The 21,452-nt window shown below is 70.4% G+C and carries 23 protein-coding genes; 15 read left to right on the forward strand and 8 right to left on the reverse strand.

Annotated elements, in window-relative coordinates:
* Positions 1-29: 29 nt before the first annotated feature.
* From OP79_RS32185 to OP79_RS32210, 6 genes are all read right to left on the reverse strand, one after another.
* The gene (locus OP79_RS32185) at positions 30-812 is read right to left on the reverse strand and encodes an SDR family NAD(P)-dependent oxidoreductase (protein ID WP_033325183.1); all 783 of its coding nucleotides are present in this window, start codon (positions 810-812) and stop codon (positions 30-32) included.
* Positions 813-878: 66 nt separating this feature from the next.
* Complete coding sequence (locus OP79_RS32190) at positions 879-1,910, reverse strand: LysR family transcriptional regulator (protein ID WP_033325184.1); 1,032 nt, start codon at positions 1,908-1,910, stop codon at positions 879-881.
* Positions 1,911-2,133: 223 nt separating this feature from the next.
* On the reverse strand, positions 2,134-3,090 hold the full coding sequence (locus OP79_RS32195) for a fumarylacetoacetate hydrolase family protein (RefSeq protein ID WP_033325185.1): 957 nt from the start codon (positions 3,088-3,090) through the stop codon (positions 2,134-2,136).
* A gap of 18 nt (positions 3,091-3,108) precedes the next feature.
* Entirely contained in the window at positions 3,109-4,131 is a 1,023-nt protein-coding gene (locus OP79_RS32200; RefSeq protein WP_051745087.1) for an amidohydrolase family protein, read from the reverse strand.
* The gene (locus OP79_RS32205) at positions 4,128-5,252 is read right to left on the reverse strand and encodes an FAD-dependent monooxygenase (protein WP_033325186.1); all 1,125 of its coding nucleotides are present in this window, start codon (positions 5,250-5,252) and stop codon (positions 4,128-4,130) included. The genes OP79_RS32200 and OP79_RS32205 overlap by 4 nt, the downstream gene beginning before the upstream one ends.
* 47 nt (positions 5,253-5,299) lie before the next feature.
* Positions 5,300-5,605, reverse strand: coding sequence for an antibiotic biosynthesis monooxygenase family protein (locus tag OP79_RS32210; protein WP_033325187.1), 306 nt, complete (start codon positions 5,603-5,605; stop codon positions 5,300-5,302).
* A 305-nt stretch (positions 5,606-5,910) separates the two neighbouring features.
* Here OP79_RS32210 and OP79_RS32215 point away from each other — a divergent pair, with 305 nt between their 5' ends.
* From OP79_RS32215 to mug, 13 genes are all read left to right on the forward strand, one after another.
* The gene (locus tag OP79_RS32215; RefSeq protein WP_033325188.1) at positions 5,911-6,885 is read left to right on the forward strand and encodes a fumarylacetoacetate hydrolase family protein; all 975 of its coding nucleotides are present in this window, start codon (positions 5,911-5,913) and stop codon (positions 6,883-6,885) included.
* Entirely contained in the window at positions 6,882-7,835 is a 954-nt protein-coding gene (locus tag OP79_RS32220; protein ID WP_033325189.1) for a VOC family protein, read from the forward strand. The genes OP79_RS32215 and OP79_RS32220 overlap by 4 nt, the downstream gene beginning before the upstream one ends.
* 70 nt (positions 7,836-7,905) lie before the next feature.
* Positions 7,906-9,213 carry a histidinol dehydrogenase gene (hisD, locus tag OP79_RS32225; RefSeq protein ID WP_033325190.1) on the forward strand — a complete coding sequence of 436 codons (1,308 nt, stop codon included), beginning with the start codon at positions 7,906-7,908 and terminating at the stop codon, positions 9,211-9,213.
* Positions 9,210-9,989, forward strand: coding sequence for an SDR family NAD(P)-dependent oxidoreductase (locus tag OP79_RS32230; protein WP_033325191.1), 780 nt, complete (start codon positions 9,210-9,212; stop codon positions 9,987-9,989). Before hisD ends, OP79_RS32230 begins: the two co-directional genes overlap by 4 nt.
* 558 nt (positions 9,990-10,547) lie before the next feature.
* On the forward strand, positions 10,548-10,733 hold the full coding sequence (locus OP79_RS56495) for a hypothetical protein (RefSeq protein WP_211270903.1): 186 nt from the start codon (positions 10,548-10,550) through the stop codon (positions 10,731-10,733).
* Between the two features lie 297 nt (positions 10,734-11,030).
* Positions 11,031-11,450, forward strand: coding sequence for a GNAT family N-acetyltransferase (locus OP79_RS32245; RefSeq protein WP_033325194.1), 420 nt, complete (start codon positions 11,031-11,033; stop codon positions 11,448-11,450).
* Positions 11,390-11,713 carry a GNAT family N-acetyltransferase gene (locus tag OP79_RS32250; RefSeq protein WP_281193280.1) on the forward strand — a complete coding sequence of 108 codons (324 nt, stop codon included), beginning with the start codon at positions 11,390-11,392 and terminating at the stop codon, positions 11,711-11,713. The genes OP79_RS32245 and OP79_RS32250 overlap by 61 nt, the downstream gene beginning before the upstream one ends.
* Positions 11,714-11,897: 184 nt before the next feature.
* A complete protein-coding gene (locus tag OP79_RS32255) occupies positions 11,898-13,229 on the forward strand; it encodes a hemolysin family protein (protein WP_033325195.1) in 1,332 nt (443 codons plus the stop codon).
* Positions 13,226-14,239, forward strand: a complete 1,014-nt coding sequence (locus OP79_RS32260; protein WP_033325196.1) for a hemolysin family protein — start codon at positions 13,226-13,228, stop codon at positions 14,237-14,239. The genes OP79_RS32255 and OP79_RS32260 overlap by 4 nt, the downstream gene beginning before the upstream one ends.
* A 108-nt stretch (positions 14,240-14,347) precedes the next feature.
* Complete coding sequence (locus OP79_RS32265; protein ID WP_033325197.1) at positions 14,348-15,130, forward strand: SGNH/GDSL hydrolase family protein; 783 nt, start codon at positions 14,348-14,350, stop codon at positions 15,128-15,130.
* 125 nt (positions 15,131-15,255) lie between these two features.
* Positions 15,256-15,594 carry a DUF4326 domain-containing protein gene (locus tag OP79_RS32270; protein WP_033325198.1) on the forward strand — a complete coding sequence of 113 codons (339 nt, stop codon included), beginning with the start codon at positions 15,256-15,258 and terminating at the stop codon, positions 15,592-15,594.
* An 82-nt stretch (positions 15,595-15,676) separates the two neighbouring features.
* On the forward strand, positions 15,677-17,119 hold the full coding sequence (purB, locus tag OP79_RS32275) for an adenylosuccinate lyase (protein ID WP_033325199.1): 1,443 nt from the start codon (positions 15,677-15,679) through the stop codon (positions 17,117-17,119).
* A 44-nt stretch (positions 17,120-17,163) separates the two neighbouring features.
* Positions 17,164-17,661 carry a G/U mismatch-specific DNA glycosylase gene (gene mug / locus OP79_RS32280; protein ID WP_033325200.1) on the forward strand — a complete coding sequence of 166 codons (498 nt, stop codon included), beginning with the start codon at positions 17,164-17,166 and terminating at the stop codon, positions 17,659-17,661.
* A gap of 95 nt (positions 17,662-17,756) precedes the next feature.
* On the opposite strand, the gene OP79_RS32285 is transcribed toward mug, so the two are convergent.
* Complete coding sequence (locus tag OP79_RS32285; RefSeq protein ID WP_033325201.1) at positions 17,757-18,482, reverse strand: ABC transporter permease subunit; 726 nt, start codon at positions 18,480-18,482, stop codon at positions 17,757-17,759.
* A gap of 2 nt (positions 18,483-18,484) precedes the next feature.
* Positions 18,485-19,426, reverse strand: a complete 942-nt coding sequence (locus OP79_RS32290) for an ABC transporter ATP-binding protein (protein WP_033325202.1) — start codon at positions 19,424-19,426, stop codon at positions 18,485-18,487.
* 108 nt (positions 19,427-19,534) lie between these two features.
* Here OP79_RS32290 and OP79_RS32295 point away from each other — a divergent pair, with 108 nt between their 5' ends.
* Positions 19,535-20,698, forward strand: coding sequence for a sensor histidine kinase (locus tag OP79_RS32295; RefSeq protein ID WP_033325203.1), 1,164 nt, complete (start codon positions 19,535-19,537; stop codon positions 20,696-20,698).
* Positions 20,699-20,712: 14 nt separating this feature from the next.
* Positions 20,713-21,381 carry a response regulator transcription factor gene (locus tag OP79_RS32300; RefSeq protein WP_033325204.1) on the forward strand — a complete coding sequence of 223 codons (669 nt, stop codon included), beginning with the start codon at positions 20,713-20,715 and terminating at the stop codon, positions 21,379-21,381.
* The last annotated feature ends 71 nt before the right edge of the window (positions 21,382-21,452 follow it).

Here is a 21,452-nt window from a genome sequence, read left to right on the forward strand (position 1 = left end):
GGCGCCAAAGGCAGAGAATGCGAAGGGCTCTACACGGCGTCGAGCGCGTCGGTGAACGCCTTGGTGCCGCCGTGTGCCGAGAATCCCCCGTCGACAGTGATCTCGGCCCCGTTGACGTACGCCGACTCATCGGAGAGGAGGTACACCACCAGCGGTGCCACCTCCTCGGGGACCCCTGCCCGGTTCATGGGCGTCATCGACAGATGCGCCTTCACGAACAGGGGGTTGGCGTTGGCCATGATCGGTGTCTCGATGTATCCGGGGTGGATGACGTTCGTACGGATCCCGCGGGGGGCCAGCTCCAGCGCTGCGACCTTCGACAGTCCGCGCAGTGCCCACTTGCTGGAGGTGTAGGCGACCGCATGGTGGGCGACGAGGCCGGCGACCGAACCGACGTTGACGATCGAGCCTCCTTCGCGCATCAGCGGGGCCATGGCCTGCATGCCCAGCAGGGCGCCGGTGGTGTTGACCGCGAAGGCCCTGTTCCAGTCCGCGACGTCGACCTCGCAGAGCCGCGCGCGTACCGGCACGCCGGCGTTGTTGACCAGGCCGTGCAGGGGACGGCCGCGTTCCTCCAGCCAGTCGGCGAGAGCCGCCCAGTCGTCGGGTGAGGAGACGTCGAGGTGTTGGTAATCGACGTCCAGTCCCTGTGCGGTCAGGGAGGCGGCGAGGGCCTCGCCGTCCTCGCCGAGGACGTCGGTGGCGATGACGGTGGCGCCCTCGCGGGCCGCGGCCTCCGCCTCGGCGGCACCCTGGCCCCGGGCGGCACCGGTGACGACAACGCTTCGGCCTTCCAGACGTCTTCGACTCACGGCTTCCTCCTGTTTCCTGCCTGCATCCCGTCCGGGCACTCGGCCGTACCCGGCACGGGCCTCACGCTAGGAAGCGGAGACGAGATGCGGAAACGGTTGTTGCCGATGGCTGGCATCCGGGACCGCCATGGCTTGACCGGCGGCAGCGCCGGTCGCCGATGCATCGGCGGCGAGAGCCGGCATGCCGGGTTCGGCCAGTTCCGCGCAGACGCGACGGACCGCGCCGCGCAGCCACGTGTGCCCGGGGTCCGCATGGCGCTTGTGGTGCCAGTACATGGCCTCGACCAGCGGCAGCTCGTCGGGGAACGGCGTCGGTACGACGGCACAGCGCGCGAAGCCCGCATACCGGCGGGCCAGCCGCTCCGGCACCATCGCCACCAGATCCGTGCCGCCCACCACGAACGGCAGGACACTGAAACCCGGGGTGCTGACCTGGATCCTCGGAGTGATCCCCAGCACCTCCAGCTGACGGTCCGACGGGGTGAGGCTCTTGGCGAATCCGGCCGCGGCGTGCGGCATCTCCGCCAGGTCCCGAAGGGTCAGTCGCCCCTCCACCAGCCGTGGGTTGTCCGGGTCGACGATGCACACGAACCGGTCGCGCAGCACAGCCTCGTTGACCCCGGGCACCTGGTAGCCGAGCGGCGCGATCAGCAGGTCGTGGCAGGCCAGATGAGTCTCGCTCGTCAGCTGTCCGGGCGTGATGGGGTGGAAGTCGATGCGCACGCCCGGCGCTTCCTGCCCGATGACCCGCAGGAGCGGCTCCACCATCACCGTCATCACGTAGTCGGACATGACGGCGGAGAACCGTTGGCCGCTGGTGGCTGGATCGAACCGACGAGTCAGGGACAGGACCTCCTCGGCCTTCTGCAGGGACGCCTGTACGACGGGCAGGAGGCGCTCCGCGAGCGGCGTCAGCTCGTATTCCCGGCCCACCCGCACCAGCAGCTCGTCGTCGAAGTGTCGGCGCAGCCGCGCCAGCGAGCCGCTCATCGCGGACTGGCTGGTGTTCAGGCGTTCACCCGCCCGGGTGACGTTCTTCTCCTGCAACAACGCTTCGAGCGCCACCAGCAGGTTGAGGTCGATCGTTCCGAGCCCCATTCGAGTCCCTTCCGGCAATGTCACCGAACCAGCGCCGAAACGCGGGATCAACCAGGGCGGTGAGCTTAACCAGGAGCAATCAGGGCAAGGAAGGGGTGGCGTGTGACCGTCACCGAGATCGATACCAGCAATCGGTGCCACGGATACCGCAGTCGCGACGCCACCCGTGGTGCTGGTGCGGTCGGCCGCAGCCCTTGGACGTGCGGCTCCACGGTTCCCGCCCTCAGGGCCGCGGGGTGCGCCCGCGCCTGCGCGCCCGGGGCAGGTAGATGTCCTGGCGGCCCGGCACGATCCGGTTGGACACGCTGCCGAGCCGTTCCACGGTCAGCGTCACCACGTCACCCGGGGTGAGCGGGGGCGGGTTCCGCTCGCCGTTGCGGCCCCAGTGCTCCGCCAGGGCGCCCCAGCCACAGGTGCCGGAGCCCAGCAGGTCTCCCGGGCGTACCCAGGTGTCGCGGCTGGCATACGCGATCATCTCCTCGAAGGTCCACGAGCAGTTGGCAAGAGTGTCACGGCCGATGAGCTCCCCGTTGATGGTGACGGTCATCTCCAGGTCGAGGAACCCGTCGGGGTCCCTGCGGTTCTCCACCTCGTCCGCGGTCACCAGGAACGGGCCGAGGGTGTTGGCGAAGTCCTTGCCCTTGGAGAAACCCAGGCCGAGGTTCTTCTCCGGTTTCTGCAGGTCACGGGCGGACCAGTCGTTGAAGACCAGGTAGCCGACGATGGCGTCCCCGGCCTGCTCGGGCGTGAGGTCTCGCCCGGGCCGGCCGATCACGGCGGCCACCTCCAGCTCGCAGTCGAGCACCGAGCATCCGGCCGGGACCGGCACCTCGTCGTGGGCGCCGTAGGCGGCGTGCGGGTTGGTGAAGTAGAAGTTCGGCGCCCGGTACCACTCCTCGGGGATGTGCTCCAAACCGTCCAAGGCCTTCGAGACACCCTCGATGTGCGCCTCGAAGCCGACGAAGTCACGGATCGACGGCGGCTTCAACGGGGGCAGCAACCGGACGTCCTCGACCCGCGGACCGCCGTCCCCGGCCAGGGCCCGCTCGCCCGCCTCCCGCAACGTCCCGTTCTCCAGGAGCGACAGCACCGTGGTGCCGTCGGGCAGCGGGTGGACCACCCCTTCCCGGACGACACCAGCGCGCTCGACGCCTCCGTGCTCGTATGTCGTGAAACGCATCGTGTGTTTCTCCCGTGCTCAGCGGTGGGTGGGGGTGGGTGCGCGCCGGACCGTCCTCAGCAGGTCCATGGCGTTGCCGCCGGCGATCGCGGCCCGGGCCGCCGGGTCCAGCCCCGCAGCGTCCAGGCGCGCCACCGGGTCCTCGACACCCATGTCGAAGGGATGGTCGGTGCCGAGAACGACACGGTCCGCACCGGCCTCCTCGACCAGGTGGCGCAGTCCCCGGGGCGTGTAGACCAGGGCGTCGAACCACATGCGCCGCAGGTAGACGCTCGGCGGGTGGGCGCAGCCCCGCGCGTCCTGGCGTACCTGCCAGGCGTGGTCGGACCGGCCTATGTACATGGGCAGGTAGCCGCCGCCGTGCGCGGCGACCAGCTTCAGCCCCGGGAAGCGGTCGAGGGTGCCGCCGAAGATCAGCCGAGACAGCGCGACGGTGGTCTCCACGGGCTGGCCGACGGTGTTGCCGAGGTAGTGGGCGGCGAGCCGTTCCCGGAGGGAACAGCCCCATGGGTGGACGAAGACCACCGCGCCCAGTTCCTCGGCCTTCGCCCACACCGGGTCGTGGGCCGGGTCGGCCAGTTCACGGCCGTCGACGGAGGTGGAGACGCCGATCCCGTACAGCCCGCGTCCGGTGACCGCCTCCTCAAGCAGCTCCACCGCGAGGTGCGGGTGCTGCAAGGGGACGGTGCCCAGGCCGTACAGCCGCTGCGGCGCTTCGGCGCAGTGTGCGGCGACTCCCGCGTTGACGGTACGGGCGAGGCGTGCCGCGAGGTCCTCGCCAGCCCAGTAGTGGTGCATCGGCATCGGCCCGACCACCTGGATGTCGACGCCCATCGCGTCGAGGTCCGCCAGCCTTGCCCGTACGTCGGTCAGCTTGGGCCGCAGCCGGGACAACTGGGCTCGGTTGGCCGCCAACGACTCGGGCGCGTGCGCCCGCTGCTCGGCTGCGAACTCGGCCGCGAGTCCCTCCGTACCGGCGCACAGCTCGTCCGCCGCCGGGACGGCCACGTGGCCGTGGAAGTCCACGACAGGCATGGTCATGCCGGGGCCCGCAGCGCGTCGAGGGTCTCGGTCATCAGCCGGGCCGGGTGGGCCCCCGGCGTCTGAGGGTGGATCTCCCACTCGGCCAGCTTCAGGGAGTTCTCCAGCACCATCCGCACACGGGGCATCCGCCGTGCCATGAACGCCTTGAGCGCGACCTCGACCGGGTCCTCACCGACGAGCAGCTCCGCGAGGACCACCGCGTCCTCGGCACACATCGCCGCGCCCTGCGCGACCAGGGGCGGGCACGCGTGCGCCGCGTCACCGATCACGATCGTCCGCCCCCGGTACCACGGTTCGTCGATCATCACGGTCTCGATCCAGCGGTAGTCGACCACCGTGTCGTCGGGCAGCGCGGCGATGAGCCTGCCCCAGGTGCCGCCGTAGCCCTCGCCGCGTTCCCGCAGCAGGGACACCGGGGCGGAAGGGCCCACCAGAGAGGCGTCCAAGTTCTCGTCCAGCAGGTAGGCGTAGCACTTGTCCGGGGAGATGGGGCTGTAGCCGGCCTTGTAGCGGGGGCCGCCGTAGTGGACCTCGTGGCAGTCCAGCTCGGCCGGGCGGTCGGCGACCACCCGGAAGATGGACATGCCGACCGGGCGCGGCTCGACGGTGATGCCGATCAGGGAGCGCATGTGCGACTTGATGCCGTCGGCGCCGACGACCAGGTCGTAGCTCCCGGTGGTGCCGTCGGTGAAGGTCACGTCCATGCGGCCGGGCGACTGTTCCAACCGCTCGACGGTGAGGCCCAGCCGGACATGCACCCCGTGGGCGTACACCGCGTCGCACAGGGCGTTCTGGAGGTCGGAGCGGAGCGCGCCGGCCGTCGCGGGAAGGTCCGGTCCGCCGGTGTGGGCGACCGAAAGATCGGTGATCAGCTCGCCGTCCGCCTGGCGCAGTCGCAGACCGTCGAAGGGCACCGCCCGGGCGAGCACCTTGTCCAGGACGCCCACCGAGCGCAGCGCCTTCAGCGCGTTGCCCTGAAGGGTGATGCCGTGGCCGACACCGAACCACTGAGGTGAGATCTCGACCAGGTCGACGTCGACGCCTCGCTGTGTCAGCGCGAGCGACAGCACGCTTCCGGTGATACCGCCGCCGACGACGAGCACCTTGTCCACTGCCATGGGCATTCCTTGCTGTGTGAGATGAGGGATAGGGGAAGGCCGGTCCGTCAGCCTGGGAAGCGGTCCCCGAGTTCGTGGTAGTGCTCGACGACCGGGGCCTTGTCGAAGTACGGGCCCACCAGGGAGCGCCAGCGCTGGAACCGCTCGGAGGTGCGGAAACCGACGGTGTGCGCCTCGACGGTGTCCCAGCCGACGAGCAGCAGGTAGGTCTGCGGCCGCTCCTCGCAGCGCAGCAGCTCGGCCCAGCGGAAGCCGTCGGCCTCGGCGAGAACCTTGCGTCCCTCGGCGAAGGCCGCCTCGAACTGCTGCTCCTGGCCGGCCGATACGGCCAGCTCCGCGTGCTCGACGATCACCACATGCTCCTGTCGTTCCGGATGTGACGGTCTGGGTCTGCGTGCATGACCCTCCGTGAGCGGCGACCGCGCGGTCAACGGATTCGGGCATCGCGAATCAGCACGTCATCCATCCCCTACGGCGATGGACCAGCCGGAAACCATGCGGGATCTGGGGTGACGGGGAGTAGTGGCCGAACGTGATGGCTGGCATCGCCGATGACCATTTCCGCCGGGCCCTCGCGGCTGCCTAGCGTTCCGGTGGATGCCGTGTCCGCACCCCCTGTCCTGTCACTTCCCCTGTCACACGGAACGAGGAGTCGCTCGTGCCTGATCATCTGCCCCTCCACGCCGGGCCGTTCGCGCTCGGCACCTTCAGCCGCGGCGGCGATCCGTTCCCGGGACTGGTCACCGTCACCCGGGTGCGCGATCTGTCGGACGTGGCGGCGTCGGTGCGTGCGTTGGTCGAGGACTGGGACGAGGTGCTGCCGCGGCTGGCCGCTCTCGCCGAGGAACCTCAGGCACCGGACGGCGCCTGGCACGACCTGGCCGACCTGCGCGTGCACGCCCCGATCGAGCCCGGCCAGATCCTCCAGTCGGGTGCCAACTACCGGCGTCACGTGGTGGATCTGGTTGCGGCCGAGAAGGAGAGCGTGCACGGGGCCACCCCGGAGGAGGCGCGGGCCGACGCCGAGAAGATGATGGACGAACGCGCCCGCAACGGTGTGCCGTACGTCTTCCTCGGCTCGCCGCGCGCGATGTGCGGCCCCTACGACGAGGTGATACTGCCGGAGCTCGGCGAGCAGCACGACTGGGAGCTGGAGCTCGCGCTCGTCATCGGCCGTGAAGGGCGGAGCATCGCCCCCGAGGACGCGTGGTCGTACGTCGCCGGGTACACGATCTGCAACGACCTCACGACCCGCGACCGGCTCTACAGGCCGGACCTGAAGGCCATTGGCACCGACTGGTTCACCGCCAAGAACGCCGACACCTTCCTGCCGACCGGGCCGTTCCTGGTGCCGGCCGCCTTCGTCGGCGACCCGGCCGACGTGCGGATCACCCTGCGCCACAACGCAGTCGTACGCCAGGACGAGTCGACGAAGGACATGATCTTCGACATCCCGCGGCTCATCGCGTACGCCTCCACCACCAGCACACTGCGCCCGGGAGACCTGCTGCTCACCGGCTCCCCCGCCGGCAACGGCGCCCACTGGCGCGTGTTCCTGTCGCCCGGCGACGTCCTGGAGGCCGAGATAACCGGCCTCGGCCACCAGCGCAACACCGTCAGGAGCATCCGATGACCTCGACTTCCTCCGACGCCTTCCAGCCCATCACGCATCTGCGTCACTTCGACCTGGCCGTGCCCGACTTCGACCGGCAGCGCACCTTCTACTCCGAGGTGTGGGGACTGACCGAGATCGCGAACGACAGCGGCATCTCGTTCTTCGCGGCCGAGGGGAGCCCCGAGCAGTACGTCGTCCGCATCCGCAAGGACCAGCGCAAGCGCATGGATCTGGTCGCCTTCGGCGCCGCCTCAGCGGCCGATGTCGATGAGCTGGCCGCACGGCTGGGCACCGCGGACGTCCCCCTGGTCAGCGAACCGGGCGCCATGGACACTCCCGGAGGCGGCTACGGCTTTCGGTTCTTCGACCCCGACGGGAGGGTCGTCGAGGTCTCCGCGGACGTGGAGAACCGGGTCCACCGCAAGATCGAGGAGAGGGAGGCGGTCCCGGTCCGGCTCTCGCACTGCGTGGTCAACTCCACCGATCCGGCGGGACTTCGGGACTTCTACGCGCGGCACCTGGGCTTCCGACTCTCCGACACCCTGTTCTCGCAGCACATGGGCGACCTCATGTACTTCATGCGGTGCAACCCGCTGCACCACTCCTTCGCCATCGCGCGCGGCCCCCATGTCTCCCTGCACCATGCCTCGTTCGAGATGCGCGGAGTGGAGGAGTACCTGCGCGGCACCGGACGGGCGCTGCGCGCCGGGACACGGCTGACCTGGGGGCCCGGCCGCCACCTGGCGGGCGACAACACCTTCGCCTACTTCCACGACCCGCACGGCAACACCGTCGAGTACACCACGGAGCTCGCCGTGCTGGAGGAGGACCTGTGGCACCCCGGACGGCACGACGTGGACGACCCGATCGTGCAGGACCAGTGGGGTACCGCCGACCCGATGAGCGAGTCGGTGGCCAAGGAGCAGTTCAACGAACCCGACGTGCTGTTCGAGGCCCCGCCCGTGTGACCGGGATGCGACCAGCACCCGCCGCCCCCTCTGTCGAAACGCACCCGAAGCATCCGAGAAAGGCACCACCGTGGCGAAGACATTTCTGAAGACCGCCGTATCCAGGGAACAGGTCGCCGTTGACCTGGACGCCGTGCGCGCCACGGTCACCGACGTCATCGCGGACATCCGCGAACGCGGCGACACGGCGGTGCGCGAGTACTCCGAGAAGTTCGACGGATGGAGCCCGGAGTCCTTCCGGCTGTCGGCGGAGCAGATCGAAGAGATCGTCTCCTCGGTTCCCACCCAGGTCATCGAGGATATCTGCTTCGTGCAGGAGCAGGTGCGCACGTTCGCCCGCCACCAACTCGCCTCCCTGGGCGAGTTCGAGATGGAGACTCTGCCGGGCGTGAAGCTCGGCCAGAGGCACATCCCCGTCCAGACCGCGGGCGCCTACGTCCCCGGGGGCCGCTACCCGCTGACCGCTTCCGCCCACATGACCATCGTCACGGCGAAGGTCGCGGGCGTGCCCCGGGTCGTCGCCTGCACCCCGCCGATCCGCGGCGAGGTCCCCGCCGCGACCGTCGCCGCCGCGCACCTGGCGGGCGCCGACGAGATCTGGCTGCTCGGCGGTGTCCAGGCCGTCGCCGCGATGGCCGCCGGTACCGACACCATGCGACCCGTGGACCTGATCGCCGGGCCGGGCAACGCGTACGTCGCCGAGGCCAAGCGGCAGTTGTTCGGCGAGATCGGCATCGACCTGTTCGCCGGCCCCACCGAGATCCTGGTGCTGGCCGACGCGGACGCCGACCCGTTCACCTGCGCCGTCGACCTGCTCTCCCAGGCCGAGCACGGCCCCGACTCCCCCGCCGTGCTGATCACCACCTCCCGCGAGGTGGGCGAGCGGACCATCGCCGAGGTGGAGCGGCTGCTGCCCGGCATGCCGACGAAGGACTTCGCGGAGCCGGCGTGGCGGGACCACGGCCAGGTGATCGTGGTGGACTCCCTGGACGAGATGTACACCCTGGCCGACGAGTTCGCGTACGAGCATGTGGAGGTGCTCACCGCCAACCCGCGCGAGGCGCTGGAGCGGCTGACCCAGTACGGCGCGCTGTTCCTCGGTGAGGGCACCTGCGTGTCCTTCGGCGACAAGGTCATCGGTACCAACCACGTGCTGCCCACGCGGGGCGCCGCCCGCTACACCGGTGGCCTGTGGGTCGGCAAGTACCTCAAGACGGTGACCTACCAGGAGGTCACAGACGCCGGTTCGCAGGCGCTGCTCGGCCGGTTGTGCGGCCGGGCCGCCCGGGTGGAGCTGTTCGAGGGACACGCCCGGTCCGGCGACGTACGGGCCGCCAAGGCGGCGGGAGACGAACTGCCCTGGGCGGTGCGGGCATGACCATCCTGCCCCTGCAGGGCCGTACGGCACTGGTCTCCGGCGGAGGGGGCCCGTTGGGGCAGGCCTTCTCCGTGGGCCTCGGCCGGGCCGGTGCCCGGGTGATCCTCGTCGGCCGCAACGAGCAGGCCCTCTCCGGTGCGGCTCGCCGCGTGGCCCTGGAGGGTGGCACGGTCCGCACCGCGATGTGCGACGTGTCGGACCCGGCGTCGGTCACGACACTCAAGGACACGCTCGCCGACGAGGACATCTCTGTCCTGGTCAACAACGCGGGCGTCGCGGGCCCGGTGAAGCCCCTCACCGACATCACACCCGACGAGTGGGACGGGGTCTTCGCCGCCAACGTACGAGGCGCCTACCTGATGTGCCGGGCCTTCCTCCCCCCGATGATCGCGGCCGGCCGAGGCGACATCGTCAACATCGCATCGGTCAGCGGCAAACGCCCCCTCCTCAACCGCACTCCCTACACGGCCTCCAAGATGGCCCTGCTGGGCCTGACCCGCACCCTCGCCGGTGAGGTCGGACCCCAGGGTGTCGCCGTCAACTCCCTCTCCCCCGGCCCGGTGCGCGGCCCGCGCATGGACCGCAACTTCCGGCTGGAGGCGGAACTGACGGGCAGCACACCGGAAGAGGCCGAGCAGGCCTTCGCGTCCCGGGCGGCCCTGGGCAGGCTGGTGGAGGAGGACGAAGTGGCGAAAGCCCTGGTGGCGATGCTCGCCATGCCGGGCCTGTGCGGCGCGGACATCGACCTCTCGGCGGGCATGATCGCCCCATCGTGACCCAGGGCTCCGGCCCCGCCGTGCGTACGTGGCCCCGGCCTGCCTCGGCAGCGGGCCGGAACGGCTCACTGGAGATCGCGGCGTCCTGCACCGGGCGGCCTGACCGACCCTTCGCGCAGCTCAAGCTCAACACCGTCACCGTCACCGTTGCGTTTGAGTCTTGAGTCGCAGGTCAAACTCTGGTGAATGGCGCAACGGGACGTTTTGATAGATCAACTTGTGTCGAGCAAGAAGATCATCGGGAGTCCCGTTGCAGGAGAAGTCTGTCATCACGCGCACGGTCGAGGCGGCCGGGGGTGTGTACGCGCCCGGCCACCTGGGCGAGTTGACGCAGATCGTGGACTTCGTGCTGGTGGACACGGTGATCAAGGAGACCGGGTCGCGTGAGAAAGCGAGCTGCCGAGGCTGCTGTCCCGCTGGGAAGACGAGAGCGATGCCGTCCGATTCGCTCTCGCCGCCCTCACGGCGGTCTGTAAGGCTCATGACCAGCACGCACCGTCGATGTTGGCCACGCTCCCGGCTCCGGCAGGCAGCTCCCGCGCCGACGTCGTGTCACTCGTGGCAGCACTGCTCGGTGGCAACCGGGAAGGCTTGGTATCGGCACTGGACCGGCTGGCTTCCTGGCTGCCCAGCGTTGCCGAGAAGGCCGCCAGCCCGAACGTGGATCTTCAGAATCTGGGACTGGCCATCCTTCCAGTCCTCGTCCTCGAAGACGTGGGGCCAGGGATCACAGCGGGGGCGTGATCCATCGTAATCGTGTGTCACCAGACCATCGCCTGGTCCGACCGCTCCCGCTACCCCGTGCCCTGTACGCAGCGAAACAGCTGGACCTCGACTACCCCCGATACCGGCGGTCGGCGCCGCCCGAGCAACAGGGAGACGAAGCCGCCGACGAGCAGCCGCAGGACGCATGCCATCGGCAGGGCCAGGAGGAGCTGCCCCTCCTCCTGGCCCTGCCGATGGCGGTGAGCAGCCCGCGATGTCCACCCTCTGCACGGAAACCATTCGCCAGACAGACCGGCGCTCTGCTTGGCTCCCCCCATGAGCGATCTCCACATCCGCTGCGCCACCCTCTCGGACATCGACACCGTGCTGCAGTTCTGGCGCGACGCCGCGGAAGGAACCAGCATCAGCGACGACCACGCCGGAGTCGCCCGACTCATCACACGAGACCCCGAAGCCCTGCTCCTCGCCGAGCGCGACGGCCTCCTCACCGGAACCGTCATAGCCGGCTTCGACGGATGGCGATGCTCCGCCTACCGGCTGGCCGTACACCCGGACTGCCGTCGGCAAGGCATCGCCACCGCCCTACTGGAAGCAGCCGAACAACGCTTCGCCGCCCTGGGCGGGCGACGCGTCGACGCCATGGTCCTGGAAGCCAACGAACAGGCCCACCACACGTGGGCCGCGGCTGGCTACCATCGCGAGGACCACTGGCGACGCTGGGTCAAACCGCTGTAAGCACGGGCCACGTTTGTGAGTTGCCCAGATTCGACGGCTGGCGCTGCCATCTGTACCGGCTCGCCGTGCACCCGGACCGCCGTCGCCTCGGCATCGGTTCGGCGCTCCTCGCCGCGGCGGAGGAGCGCTTCGTACGCCTGGGCGGGCGCCGGGGCGACGCGATGGTGCTCAAGCGCAACGAGACCGCGCATCATGCGTGGCGGGCGGCGGGGTACACGCCCGAGGAGCACTGGCGGCGGTGGGTGAAGCCGCTCGGTGAGTGACCGGAGTACGGGCGACTTTGCTGACCCTTTACTATGTGTGCATCAGGTCTTCTTCTTCCCAGGAAAGGTGTGAGCGTCCGCCCATGGGCGAGCCTCCCAGTCCCGGCAGCCCGCGCGGCCTCCCGCCGCGTCGGCATCATGCGATCCCCCCGCCCCTGTCCGACCATGGGACGGAGGTGACCCGATGACCGAAGTGCTCCTCCTCGCGGTGGCCGTTCTGCTCTCCCTGGCCTGCGGCGCCTTCGTCGCGGCGGAGTTCTCGCTGACCACGGTCGAGCGCAGCGAGCTGGAGCGGGCCGTAGAGCGCGGCGAGGTCGGCGCCTCGGGCGCCCTCAAGGCCGTACGGAATCTGACCTTCCAGCTGTCCGGCGCGCAACTCGGCATCACCGTCACCAACTTGATCGTCGGCATGCTCGCCGAGCCGTCCATCGCCAAGCTGATCGCGGGTCCGCTGGAGGCGGCCGGCATGGGCCCCTCGGTGGCCTCTTCGACCGCGCTGGTCATCGGTACGGCACTGTCGACGGTGTTCCTGATGGTCGTCGGCGAGCTCGTGCCCAAGAACTGGGCGATCTCCTCGCCGCTCTCGGTGGCCAAGAAGGTGGCGACGCCGCAGCGCTGGTTCAGCACGCTGTTCCGGCCGTTCATCACCCATCTCAACAACACCGCGAATCGTGTCGTACGCCGCTTCGGCGTCGAGCCCACCGAGGAGCTGGCCTCCGCCCGCGGACCCCAGGAGCTGATGGCCCTCGCCCGGCACTCCGCGAAGGAGGGTGCGCTGGAGGCCGACACCGCCGAGCTGTTCGTCCGCACGCTGAACCTCGCGGACCTGACCGCGGAGAACGTGATGACGCCACGCGTCCAGGTCATCGCCCTTGACGTGCAGGCGACCTGCGAGGACGTGGCGAACGCGACGCGGGCGACGGGTCTTTCGCGCTTCCCCGTCTACCGGGGCAACCTCGACTCGGTCGTGGGCGTCGCGCACATCAAGGACGTACTGGCGGTGCCCGCCGAGCGCCGCAGCCGCAGCTCCGTCGCGCAGCTGATGCGCGAACCCCTCCTCGTACCGGAGTCGCTGACCGTCGACCGGCTCCTGGACCGGATGTCCGGGAAGCGCACGATGGCCGTCGTCATCGACGAGTACGGCGGCACCGCCGGGGTCGCCACTCTGGAGGACATCGTCGAGGAGGTCGTCGGCGAGGTGCGGGACGAGCACGATCCGCACGAGGTGCCCGACCTGGCCCAGGCTGGCAAGGACGACGACGGCCGGGCGCTGTACTCCGCCGACGGCGCGGCCCGCACCGACCAGCTCGCGCGGGTCGGGCTGCGGGTGCCCGAGGGGCCGTACGAAACGCTGGCCGGGCTCGTCGCGACCGAACTCGGCCGCATTCCCGACGTCGGCGACACCGTGGACGTCGTCGGCTGGCGGCTCGAGGTGACGGACGCATCGGGGCATCGGGCCGCGCGGGTGCTGCTGCACGCGCCGCTGCCGCTCGTTGACGAGGAGGGGACGCTGTGACCGCCGTACAGCTGCTGATCGGTCTGGCGACGCTCGTCGTGAACGCGTTCTTCGTGGGCGCCGAGTTCGCGCTGATCTCCGTACGCCGCAGCCAAATTGAGCCCTACGCCGAACAGGGCGACCGGCGGGCGCGGAGCGTGCTGTGGGGTCTGAAGCACGTTTCCGCGCTGATGGCCGCCGCACAGCTCGGCATCACGCTGTGCACGCTGGTCCTGGGTGTGGTCGCGGAGCCCGCGATCGAGCATCTGCTGGAGCCGGTTTTCCACGCGGTGGGGGTGCCGGAGGGCGCGGGGCACGTGATCTCGTTCGTGATCGCGCTGACCTTGGCGACGTATCTGCACATGCTCCTCGGCGAGATGGTGCCGAAGAACATCGCGCTCGCCGAACCGGTGCGCACGGCACTGCTGCTCGGCCCGCCGCTGGTCGCGCTGTCCCGGGCGCTGCGTCCGGTGATCTTCACGATCAACGCCTTCGCGAACGCGCTGCTGAAGCTGATGCGCGTCGAGGTGCGGGACGAGGTGACCGCGACCTTCTCGGACGACGAACTCGCCCGCCTCGTCCAGGACTCCAGTGCCGCGGGCCTGATCGACGACCGGGCCCAGGAACGGCTGCACGACGCCCTGGAGCTGGGCCGCCGCCCCGTCAGGGACGTCGTCCTCCCGCTGGAAAGCGTCGTGTACGCGCGCGTGGGTGTCACGCCCGAGCGGTTGGAGGCCCTGTCCGCCGAGTCCGGCTTCTCCCGCTTCCCCGTCGTGGACGACGGCCGCCGCATCGTCGGCTACCTCCACGTCAAGGACGCGCTGGACGCGATGCCGCGCGACCTCCCGTTCCGGGTCACGGACATGCGCTCGATCGCACGCGTCCGGGAGAGCACGCCCCTGGACGACGTGCTCACGGCGATGCGGCGCAGTCGTACGCATCTGGCGGCGGTGATCGGCGGGGACGGGCTGCTGGCGGGGGTGGTGACGATGGAGGACGTGTTGCGGGAGTTGTTCGGGCAGCCGGCGTGAGGGGGCGGGGCCGGTGGGTGACCGCCACCGGCCGACCGGCGGGGGCCAGTAGGTCCCAGTGGGCGGCCGACCGCTGGGTATGTGCCTCGGGATACCATCGCTCCTGCCATGGAGACGAATGCCACCTACACCAGTCTTGTCGCGGTCGGCGACTCCTTCACCGAGGGCATGTCGGACCGGTTGCCCGACGGCTCGTATCGCGGCTGGGCCGACCTGCTGGCGGGGCGGATGGCCGCTCGGACACCGGGCTTCCGGTACGCCAACCTCGCCGTGCGCGGCAAACTGATCGGGCAGATCGTGGCCGACCAGGTGAGCGTGGCGGCGGCCATGCAGCCGGACCTGATCACGCTGGTGGGCGGGCTGAACGACACACTGCGCCCCAAGTGCGACATGGGTCGGGTACGCGGGCTCCTGGAGGAGGCCGTCGAGCGGCTCGCCCCGTCCTGCAAGCAGCTCGTGCTGATGCGCAGCCCTGGCCGTCAAGGCCCGGTACTGGAACGGTTCCGGCCGCGCATGGAGGAGCTGTTCGCCTGCGTGGACGACCTCGCGGCCCGGCACGGCGCACTCGTGGTCGACCTCTACGGCGCCCCTTCACTCGCCGACCCCCGCATGTGGGACGTGGACCGGCTGCACCTGACGGCCGAAGGACACCGCCGCGTCGCGGAGGCGGTGTGGCAGACACTCGGCTACGAGGCGCAGGACACCGAGTGGCGCACCCCGATGCCCGCGAGCGCACCACCCGGTTGGGGCGCCCGCCGGACCGCAGACGTCCGGTTCGCCCGGCAGTACCTGCTGCCGTGGATCGGGCGGCGGCTTACGGGGCGCTCCTCGGGGGACGGCCGACCGGCCAAGCGGCCCGAGTTGCTGCCGTTCGACGGGTCGGTGGCGTAGGCGTACGTAGGGAGTGGCGTAGGCGTACGAAGGGAGTGGCGTAGGCGTACGAAGGGGCGGTGGCGTGGGCCGCCTGCGCGTCGGATGATCGGAATCGTCGCCCGGCAGCGCGAAGGGAGCCTCGCGTGACCACCACCGTGATCAACCTCAAGGGCCGTATCCAGGAATTCGGGCCCCGCCTTGAGAACGCCCCCGCGAACCTCGTGTACGTCGGCCGCCGCTGGACCAGGGGCGGCTGGGACCTTCCGGAGCACCCGCTCAACAACCCGTTCGTCCCCGACACCGCTAAGAAGAAGCACGATGGCACGCGCGCCGAGGTCATGGCCAAGTACCGGACGTACCTCCTCGAACGCCCCGACCTCCTCGACCTGGTGCCCGAACTGCGCGGCAAGACCCTGGCCTGCTGGTGCGCTCCGGAGCTGTGCCACGCCGACATCCTGGCGGAGCTCGCCGATGCGTCCTGAGCGGCCTCGGACCGCGCTTGTAGCTTCCGACGAACAACCCCATGGCGCTGGCCTGCGGGAACCGCCAGTAGAATCAGGCCACGTGACTCCCGCGCCCGCAAAGCCCCGTATCCCGAACGTCCTCGCCGGCCGCTACGCCTCCACCGAGCTTGCCGTCCTGTGGTCCCCCGAGCAGAAGGTGAAGCTGGAGCGTCAGCTCTGGCTCGCCGTGCTGCGGGCCCAGAAGGATCTCGGGATCGAGGTGCCGGATGCCGCCCTCGCCGACTACGAGCGTGTGCTCGACCAGGTCGACCTGGCCTCGATCGCCGAGCGCGAGAAGGTCACGCGGCACGATGTGAAGGCGCGGATCGAGGAGTTCAACGATCTCGCCGGGCACGAGCACGTCCACAAGGGCATGACCTCGCGTGACCTCACGGAGAACGTCGAGCAGCTGCAGATCCGGCTCTCGCTGGAGCTGATGCGCGACCGTACGGTGGCGGTCCTGGCGCGGCTCGGCAAGCTGGCCGGTGAGTACGGCGAGCTGGTCATGGCCGGTCGCTCGCACAACGTCGCCGCGCAGGCCACCACCCTCGGCAAGCGCTTCGCAACCGCCGCCGACGAGCTGCTCGTCGCGTACGGCCGGGTCGAGGAGTTGCTCGCCCGTTACCCGCTGCGCGGTATCAAGGGCCCGGTGGGCACGGCCCAGGACATGCTCGACCTGCTGGGCGGCGACGCGGCGAAGCTCGCCGAGCTGGAGCAGCGCATCGCCGGGCACCTCGGCTTCTCGCAGGCCTTCACCTCCGTCGGCCAGGTCTACCCGCGCTCGCTCGACTACGAGGTCGTCACCGCCCTGGTGCAGGTGGCCGCGGCCCCGTCCTCGCTCGCGAAGACGATCCGTCTGATGGCCGGGCACGAGCTGGTGACCGAGGGCTTCAAGCCGGGTCAGGTCGGCTCCTCGGCGATGCCGCACAAGATGAACACCCGCTCCTGCGAGCGCGTCAACGGGCTGATGGTGATCCTGCGCGGCTACGCCTCGATGACCGGCGAGCTGGCGGGCGACCAGTGGAACGAAGGCGACGTCTCCTGCTCGGTGGTGCGCCGGGTCGCGCTGCCCGACGGCTTCTTCGCACTCGACGGACTGCTGGAGACGTTCCTCACCGTCCTCGACGAGTTCGGCGCCTTCCCCGCGGTCGTCGCGCGTGAGCTGGACCGTTATCTGCCGTTCCTCGCGACGACGAAGGTCCTGATGGGTGCCGTACGCGCCGGCGTCGGCCGGGAGGTCGCGCACGAGGCCATCAAGGAGAACGCCGTCGCCTCCGCTCTCGCGATGCGCGAGCAGGGCGCCGAGCGCAACGAACTGCTCGACAAGCTGGCGGCGGACGAGCGCATCCCGCTCGACCGGCCCGGGCTCGACGCGCTGATGGCCGACAAGCTGTCCTTCACGGGTGCCGCTGCCGGTCAGGTTTCCGCGGTCGTCGGCCGGATCGAGGAGATCGTCAAGCAGCACCCCGAGGCGGCGGGTTACGCGCCGGGGGCGATCCTCTGACCCGCTTCACCCCCGCGGAACTTGAGGCCGCCCGCGACCGGCTCGTGCCGGATGTCGTCGCGGACGGCCTCCGCGTTCTGTTCTGCGGCATCAATCCCGGCCTCATGACGGCCGCGACCGGCCACCATTTCGCCCGCCCGGGCAACCGCTTCTGGCCGGTCCTGTACCTCTCCGGCTTCACACCCCGGCTGCTGAAGCCTTCGGAGCAGGGCGAGTTGCTGTCGTACGGGCTCGGCATCACGAACGTGGTGGCGCGGGCGTCCGCGCGAGCCGACGAGCTGACCGCGGAGGAGTACCGGGAGGGCGGGCGGCTGCTGAGCCTGAAGGTGGCGCGGCTGCGTCCGCGCTGGCTTGCGGTGGTGGGCGTCACCGCGTACCGGGCGGCCTTCGACGACCGCAAGGCCAAAGTGGGCCCACAGGAGCGGACGATCGGTGACACGCGCGTGTGGGTGCTGCCCAATCCCAGTGGTCTGAACGCGCATTGGACGGCGGAGACGATGGCGGAGGAGTTCGGGCGGTTGCGGGTGGCCGCGCAGGACTAGCCGTTCACGGCGGGGCCGTCTCGGTGAGCATGGCGAGGAGTTGGAACGACAGCTCCTTCATTGAGTGGCCCCGTCAGCCGTGACTCAACCGCTGCTCAAGCGTCCCGGCGGCGAACACTCCAGCCACCCGCCACCAGCGCGGCCACGGCCCACAGCGCAGTCACCGCCAGCCCGCTCCAAGGGCCGAGCGCGCCGTCGGACGTCTCGTGGAGAACCACCTGGCCCGCCTTGTCCGGCAGGAAGTCGGCGACTGAGCCGGACGCTCCCCCGACGACGAACGACACGATGAGCAGGAACGGGATCAGGATGCTCAGGGTCGCGACGCCGCTGCGCAGCAGCGCGGTCAGCCCGGCCGCGAAAAGGGCCATCAGCGCGAGGTAGATCCCGCAACCGACGACACCCCGCAGTCCCTCGCCCCAGCTCAGCCCGCTCCCCTGGTCGCCGAGGACTGCCTTGCCCACGGCCAGGGTCACGAACCCGGTGACCAGCCCGACGGCCAGGGCCGGTACGCCGATCGCCGTCGCCTTCGCCGCGAACCACCGTCCCCGATGAGGCACCGCGGCCAGCGAGACCCGCAGCGCACCGCCCTGGAACTCCGACGAGACGGCCTGCGCGCCGAACGTGATCGCCGCGATCTGTCCGAAGCTGACTCCGAAGAACGCCGAGAACAAGGGGTCGAAGTCCTCGTCCGAGGAGGCGTCGAGCCCGGCGATCGCGGAGAAGGCCGCGGTGACGACTACGACGGCGGCCAGTCCGGCGACGAGGGAGCGCAGCGTACGGATCTTGAGCCACTCGGAGTGGAGTACGGGTGTGAAGGGCACGGTCAGGCCTCCTGCGGCTGGTTCGATGTCTTTGGGGTCTGGGCGGCGAACTCGGCCTCCGTCGCGGTCAGATCGAGGTACGCCTGCTCCAACGTGCCCTCCTCCGCGGCGAGTTCCAGGATGGGCATTCCCGTGCCCGATATGAGGCGGCCGATGTCGTCCACGCGCGCGTGGTGCACGATCCACCGTTCGTCCGCACCCTCCACGGCGTCGTATCCGTGCCGGGCGAGCAGTTCCCGAAGTGCCGCACCTTCGGTGGTGCGCACGCGTACGCGTGGCTGCACGCGCGCGTCGATGAACTCCCGCATCGGCATGTCGGCGAGCAGGCGGCCGCGGCCCAGGACGACGAGGTGGTCGGCGAAGGACGCGGTCTCGTTCATCAGGTGGCTGGAGACGAGCACGGTGCGGCCCTCGCGGGCGAGCCGGCGCATCAACTCCCGGATCCAGATGATGCCTTCGGGGTCGAGCCCGTTCGACGGCTCGTCGAGCAGGACCACCGGCGGGTCGCCCAGGAGCGCGGCAGCGACGCCCAGGCGCTGTCGCATGCCGAGGGAGTACGTCCTGACGCGGCGGCGGGCGACCGAGGCGAGCCCCGCTTCTTCCAGGACCTCGTCCGCGCGGCGCTCCGGGAGGCGGTTGCTCGCGGCGAGCACGCGCAGATGGTCCCGTGCGGTGCGCGCGCCGTGCGCGGCCTGTGCGTCGAGCAGGGCGCCGACGTGGCGCAGCGGCTCGTCGAGCGTCGCGTAGGGGCGGCCGCCGATGGTGGCGGTGCCGGACGTCGGCCGGTCCAGGCCGAGCACGAGCCGCATGGTGGTTGATTTCCCGGCGCCGTTGGGGCCGAGGAAACCGGTGACCCGGCCCGGCGCGACGTGGAAGGTCAACCGGTCCACGGCGCGCGTGCTGCCGTACTCCTTGGTGAGGTCTTGGACGTCGATGCTGGTCATGGCTCAAGGCTGGCGGTCGGGCATGGGTTCGGGCCTCCCCCACCCGTGGAGAACGTCTCCCTCGCTCGGGGGAGGCTCGTTGTCAGTGGCGGCTGCCACCATGACGGAATGGCCCGCCTGCTGCGCCCGCTGATCCGGGGGACGACGTACACCCGCTTGCTGCACCTGTGGGTTCCCATGCTGTTCGTCAGCGTGTGGATGTTCATCGACATGTCCAAGCCGTGGGTGCCCGCGGTGTTGCTGCTTCCGCTGGGGCTGATCCCGGCCGTGCGCCTGGGCGAGGGTGTGCAGGCGCAGTTGCTGCTGACGCCGGGCGAGCGGGGCGCCCCGGACGCGGCGATCACGGTCGCGCCGTCGGCCACGTGGCGGGACCGGCTGCGGACGGTGGTGTGGCTGGAGATACGCATGGCCCTCGGCGTGGTGGCGATGGGGGTCTCTGTCTGGCTGCCGGTCCTCGCCGTGGACCTGACGCGAGTCTCGTTCGGCCATGTGCCTGACGACAATCCACTCCTGCCGATTTCGGAGCCCCACTGGGCGTACGCGCTGCTCGCACCGCTGGCGCTGATTGCGCTCTACGCCGTAGTGGTCGGTCTCGGCGAGCTGATCACGGTCATCGCGCGGCGTCTCCTCGGACCGTCCGCGGCCGAGCGGGTCGCCGCCCTGGAGGAGCGCACCGAACGGCTCCTGGAGCGCACGCGCATCGCCCGTGAGCTGCATGACTCGATCGGCCACGCGCTGACCGTGGCCGTGGTGCAGGCGGGTGCCGCGCGGGCGGCAGGCGACCCGGAGTTCACCGACCGGGCCCTGGGCGCCATCGAGGACACGGGCCGGGCCGCCCTTGAGGACCTGGAGCGGGTGCTGGGCGTGTTGCGCGAGTCGGAGCGGCCCGCGAGCCGCCGCCCGACGCTGGCCGAGGCCGACCGGCTCCTGGAGTCGGCCCGCACCTCCGGGGCGAAGGTCGACGCCGAGGTGACGGGCGCCCTGGAGACCGTGCCAGGACCGGTCTCGCGCGAGGGCTATCGCATCCTCCAGGAGTCGCTCACGAATGTGCTGCGGCACGCGGGGTCCGTGCCCGTCCGGGTCCGTATCGCGGTCGAGGACCAAGCCCTCTCCCTGGAGGTGCGCAATCCGCTGACCGCTGCGATATCCGGCCCCGGCCGGGGCAGCGGCCTGCGGGGCATACGGGAGCGCGCGGCGCTGCTCGGCGGCCGTGCGCGGACCGGCCCGGACGACGGCGACTGGCAGGTGCACGCCGAGCTGCCATTGCGCTGATCTACGCTGGCCGGATGCCGGTCACCGTTCTGCTCGTCGACGACGAACCCCTCGTACGAGCGGGACTGCGTGCCGTTCTCTCGGCGCAGCCCGACATCGAGGTGGTCGGTGAGGCGGCCGACGGTGCCGCGGTGATCCCTCTGGTGCGGCAGCTGCGGCCGGACGTCGTCGCCATGGACGTACGCATGCCGCTCCTGGACGGCATCGAGGCCACGCGAGCGGTGCTGCGGACCGTCGACCGGCCGCCGAAGATCCTCGTGGTGACGACCTTCGAGAACGACGAGTATGTGTACGAGGCGCTGCGCGCGGGTGCCGACGGTTTCCTGCTGAAGCGGGCGCGGCCCGCGGAGATCGTGCACGCGGTGCGGCTGGTCGCGGAGGGCGAGTCGCTGCTGTTTCCGGCGTCGGTGCGGCAGCTGGCCGCCGAGTACGGGGACGGTGACGGTCGTGGGAATCCCGCGGCGCGGGCGGTGCTGGAGCGGGCCGCGCTGACCGAGCGCGAGGCGGAGGTACTGCGGCTGATGACCCGCGGCTTGTCGAACGCGGAGATCGCCGAGCGGCTGGTGGTCGGCACCGAGACGGTGAAGTCCCATGTCAGCGCCGTACTGGCGAAGTTGGGGGCGCGGGACCGGACACAGGCGGTGATCGCGGCGTACGAGTCGGGATTCGTGGCGCCCGGTTGATCCGGGGCCGGTGGGAAGGGGCTCGTGCCAGGCACTCGCCGGGTCCGGGCTCGACGAGTACGATCCGGCCA

The organism is Streptomyces yerevanensis, assembly GCF_000716805.1.
Taxonomy (GTDB): Bacteria; Actinomycetota; Actinomycetes; order Streptomycetales; family Streptomycetaceae; genus Streptomyces; species Streptomyces flaveus.

Coding starts and splice junctions, on each gene's coding strand:
- OP79_RS32295 (WP_033325203.1), top strand. CDS start 19,535: ATGGCCCGCCTGCTGCGCCCGCTGATCCGGGGGACGACGTACACCCGC.
- OP79_RS32205 (WP_033325186.1), bottom strand. CDS start 5,252: ATGGCAGTGGACAAGGTGCTCGTCGTCGGCGGCGGTATCACCGGAAGC.
- OP79_RS32265 (WP_033325197.1), top strand. CDS start 14,348: ATGGAGACGAATGCCACCTACACCAGTCTTGTCGCGGTCGGCGACTCC.
- OP79_RS32255 (WP_033325195.1), top strand. CDS start 11,898: ATGACCGAAGTGCTCCTCCTCGCGGTGGCCGTTCTGCTCTCCCTGGCC.
- OP79_RS32230 (WP_033325191.1), top strand. CDS start 9,210: ATGACCATCCTGCCCCTGCAGGGCCGTACGGCACTGGTCTCCGGCGGA.
- OP79_RS32195 (WP_033325185.1), bottom strand. CDS start 3,090: ATGCGTTTCACGACATACGAGCACGGAGGCGTCGAGCGCGCTGGTGTC.
- OP79_RS32300 (WP_033325204.1), top strand. CDS start 20,713: ATGCCGGTCACCGTTCTGCTCGTCGACGACGAACCCCTCGTACGAGCG.
- OP79_RS32200 (WP_051745087.1), bottom strand. CDS start 4,131: ATGACCATGCCTGTCGTGGACTTCCACGGCCACGTGGCCGTCCCGGCG.
- OP79_RS32190 (WP_033325184.1), bottom strand. CDS start 1,910: ATGGGGCTCGGAACGATCGACCTCAACCTGCTGGTGGCGCTCGAAGCG.
- OP79_RS32290 (WP_033325202.1), bottom strand. CDS start 19,426: ATGACCAGCATCGACGTCCAAGACCTCACCAAGGAGTACGGCAGCACG.
- OP79_RS32245 (WP_033325194.1), top strand. CDS start 11,031: ATGAGCGATCTCCACATCCGCTGCGCCACCCTCTCGGACATCGACACC.
- OP79_RS32220 (WP_033325189.1), top strand. CDS start 6,882: ATGACCTCGACTTCCTCCGACGCCTTCCAGCCCATCACGCATCTGCGT.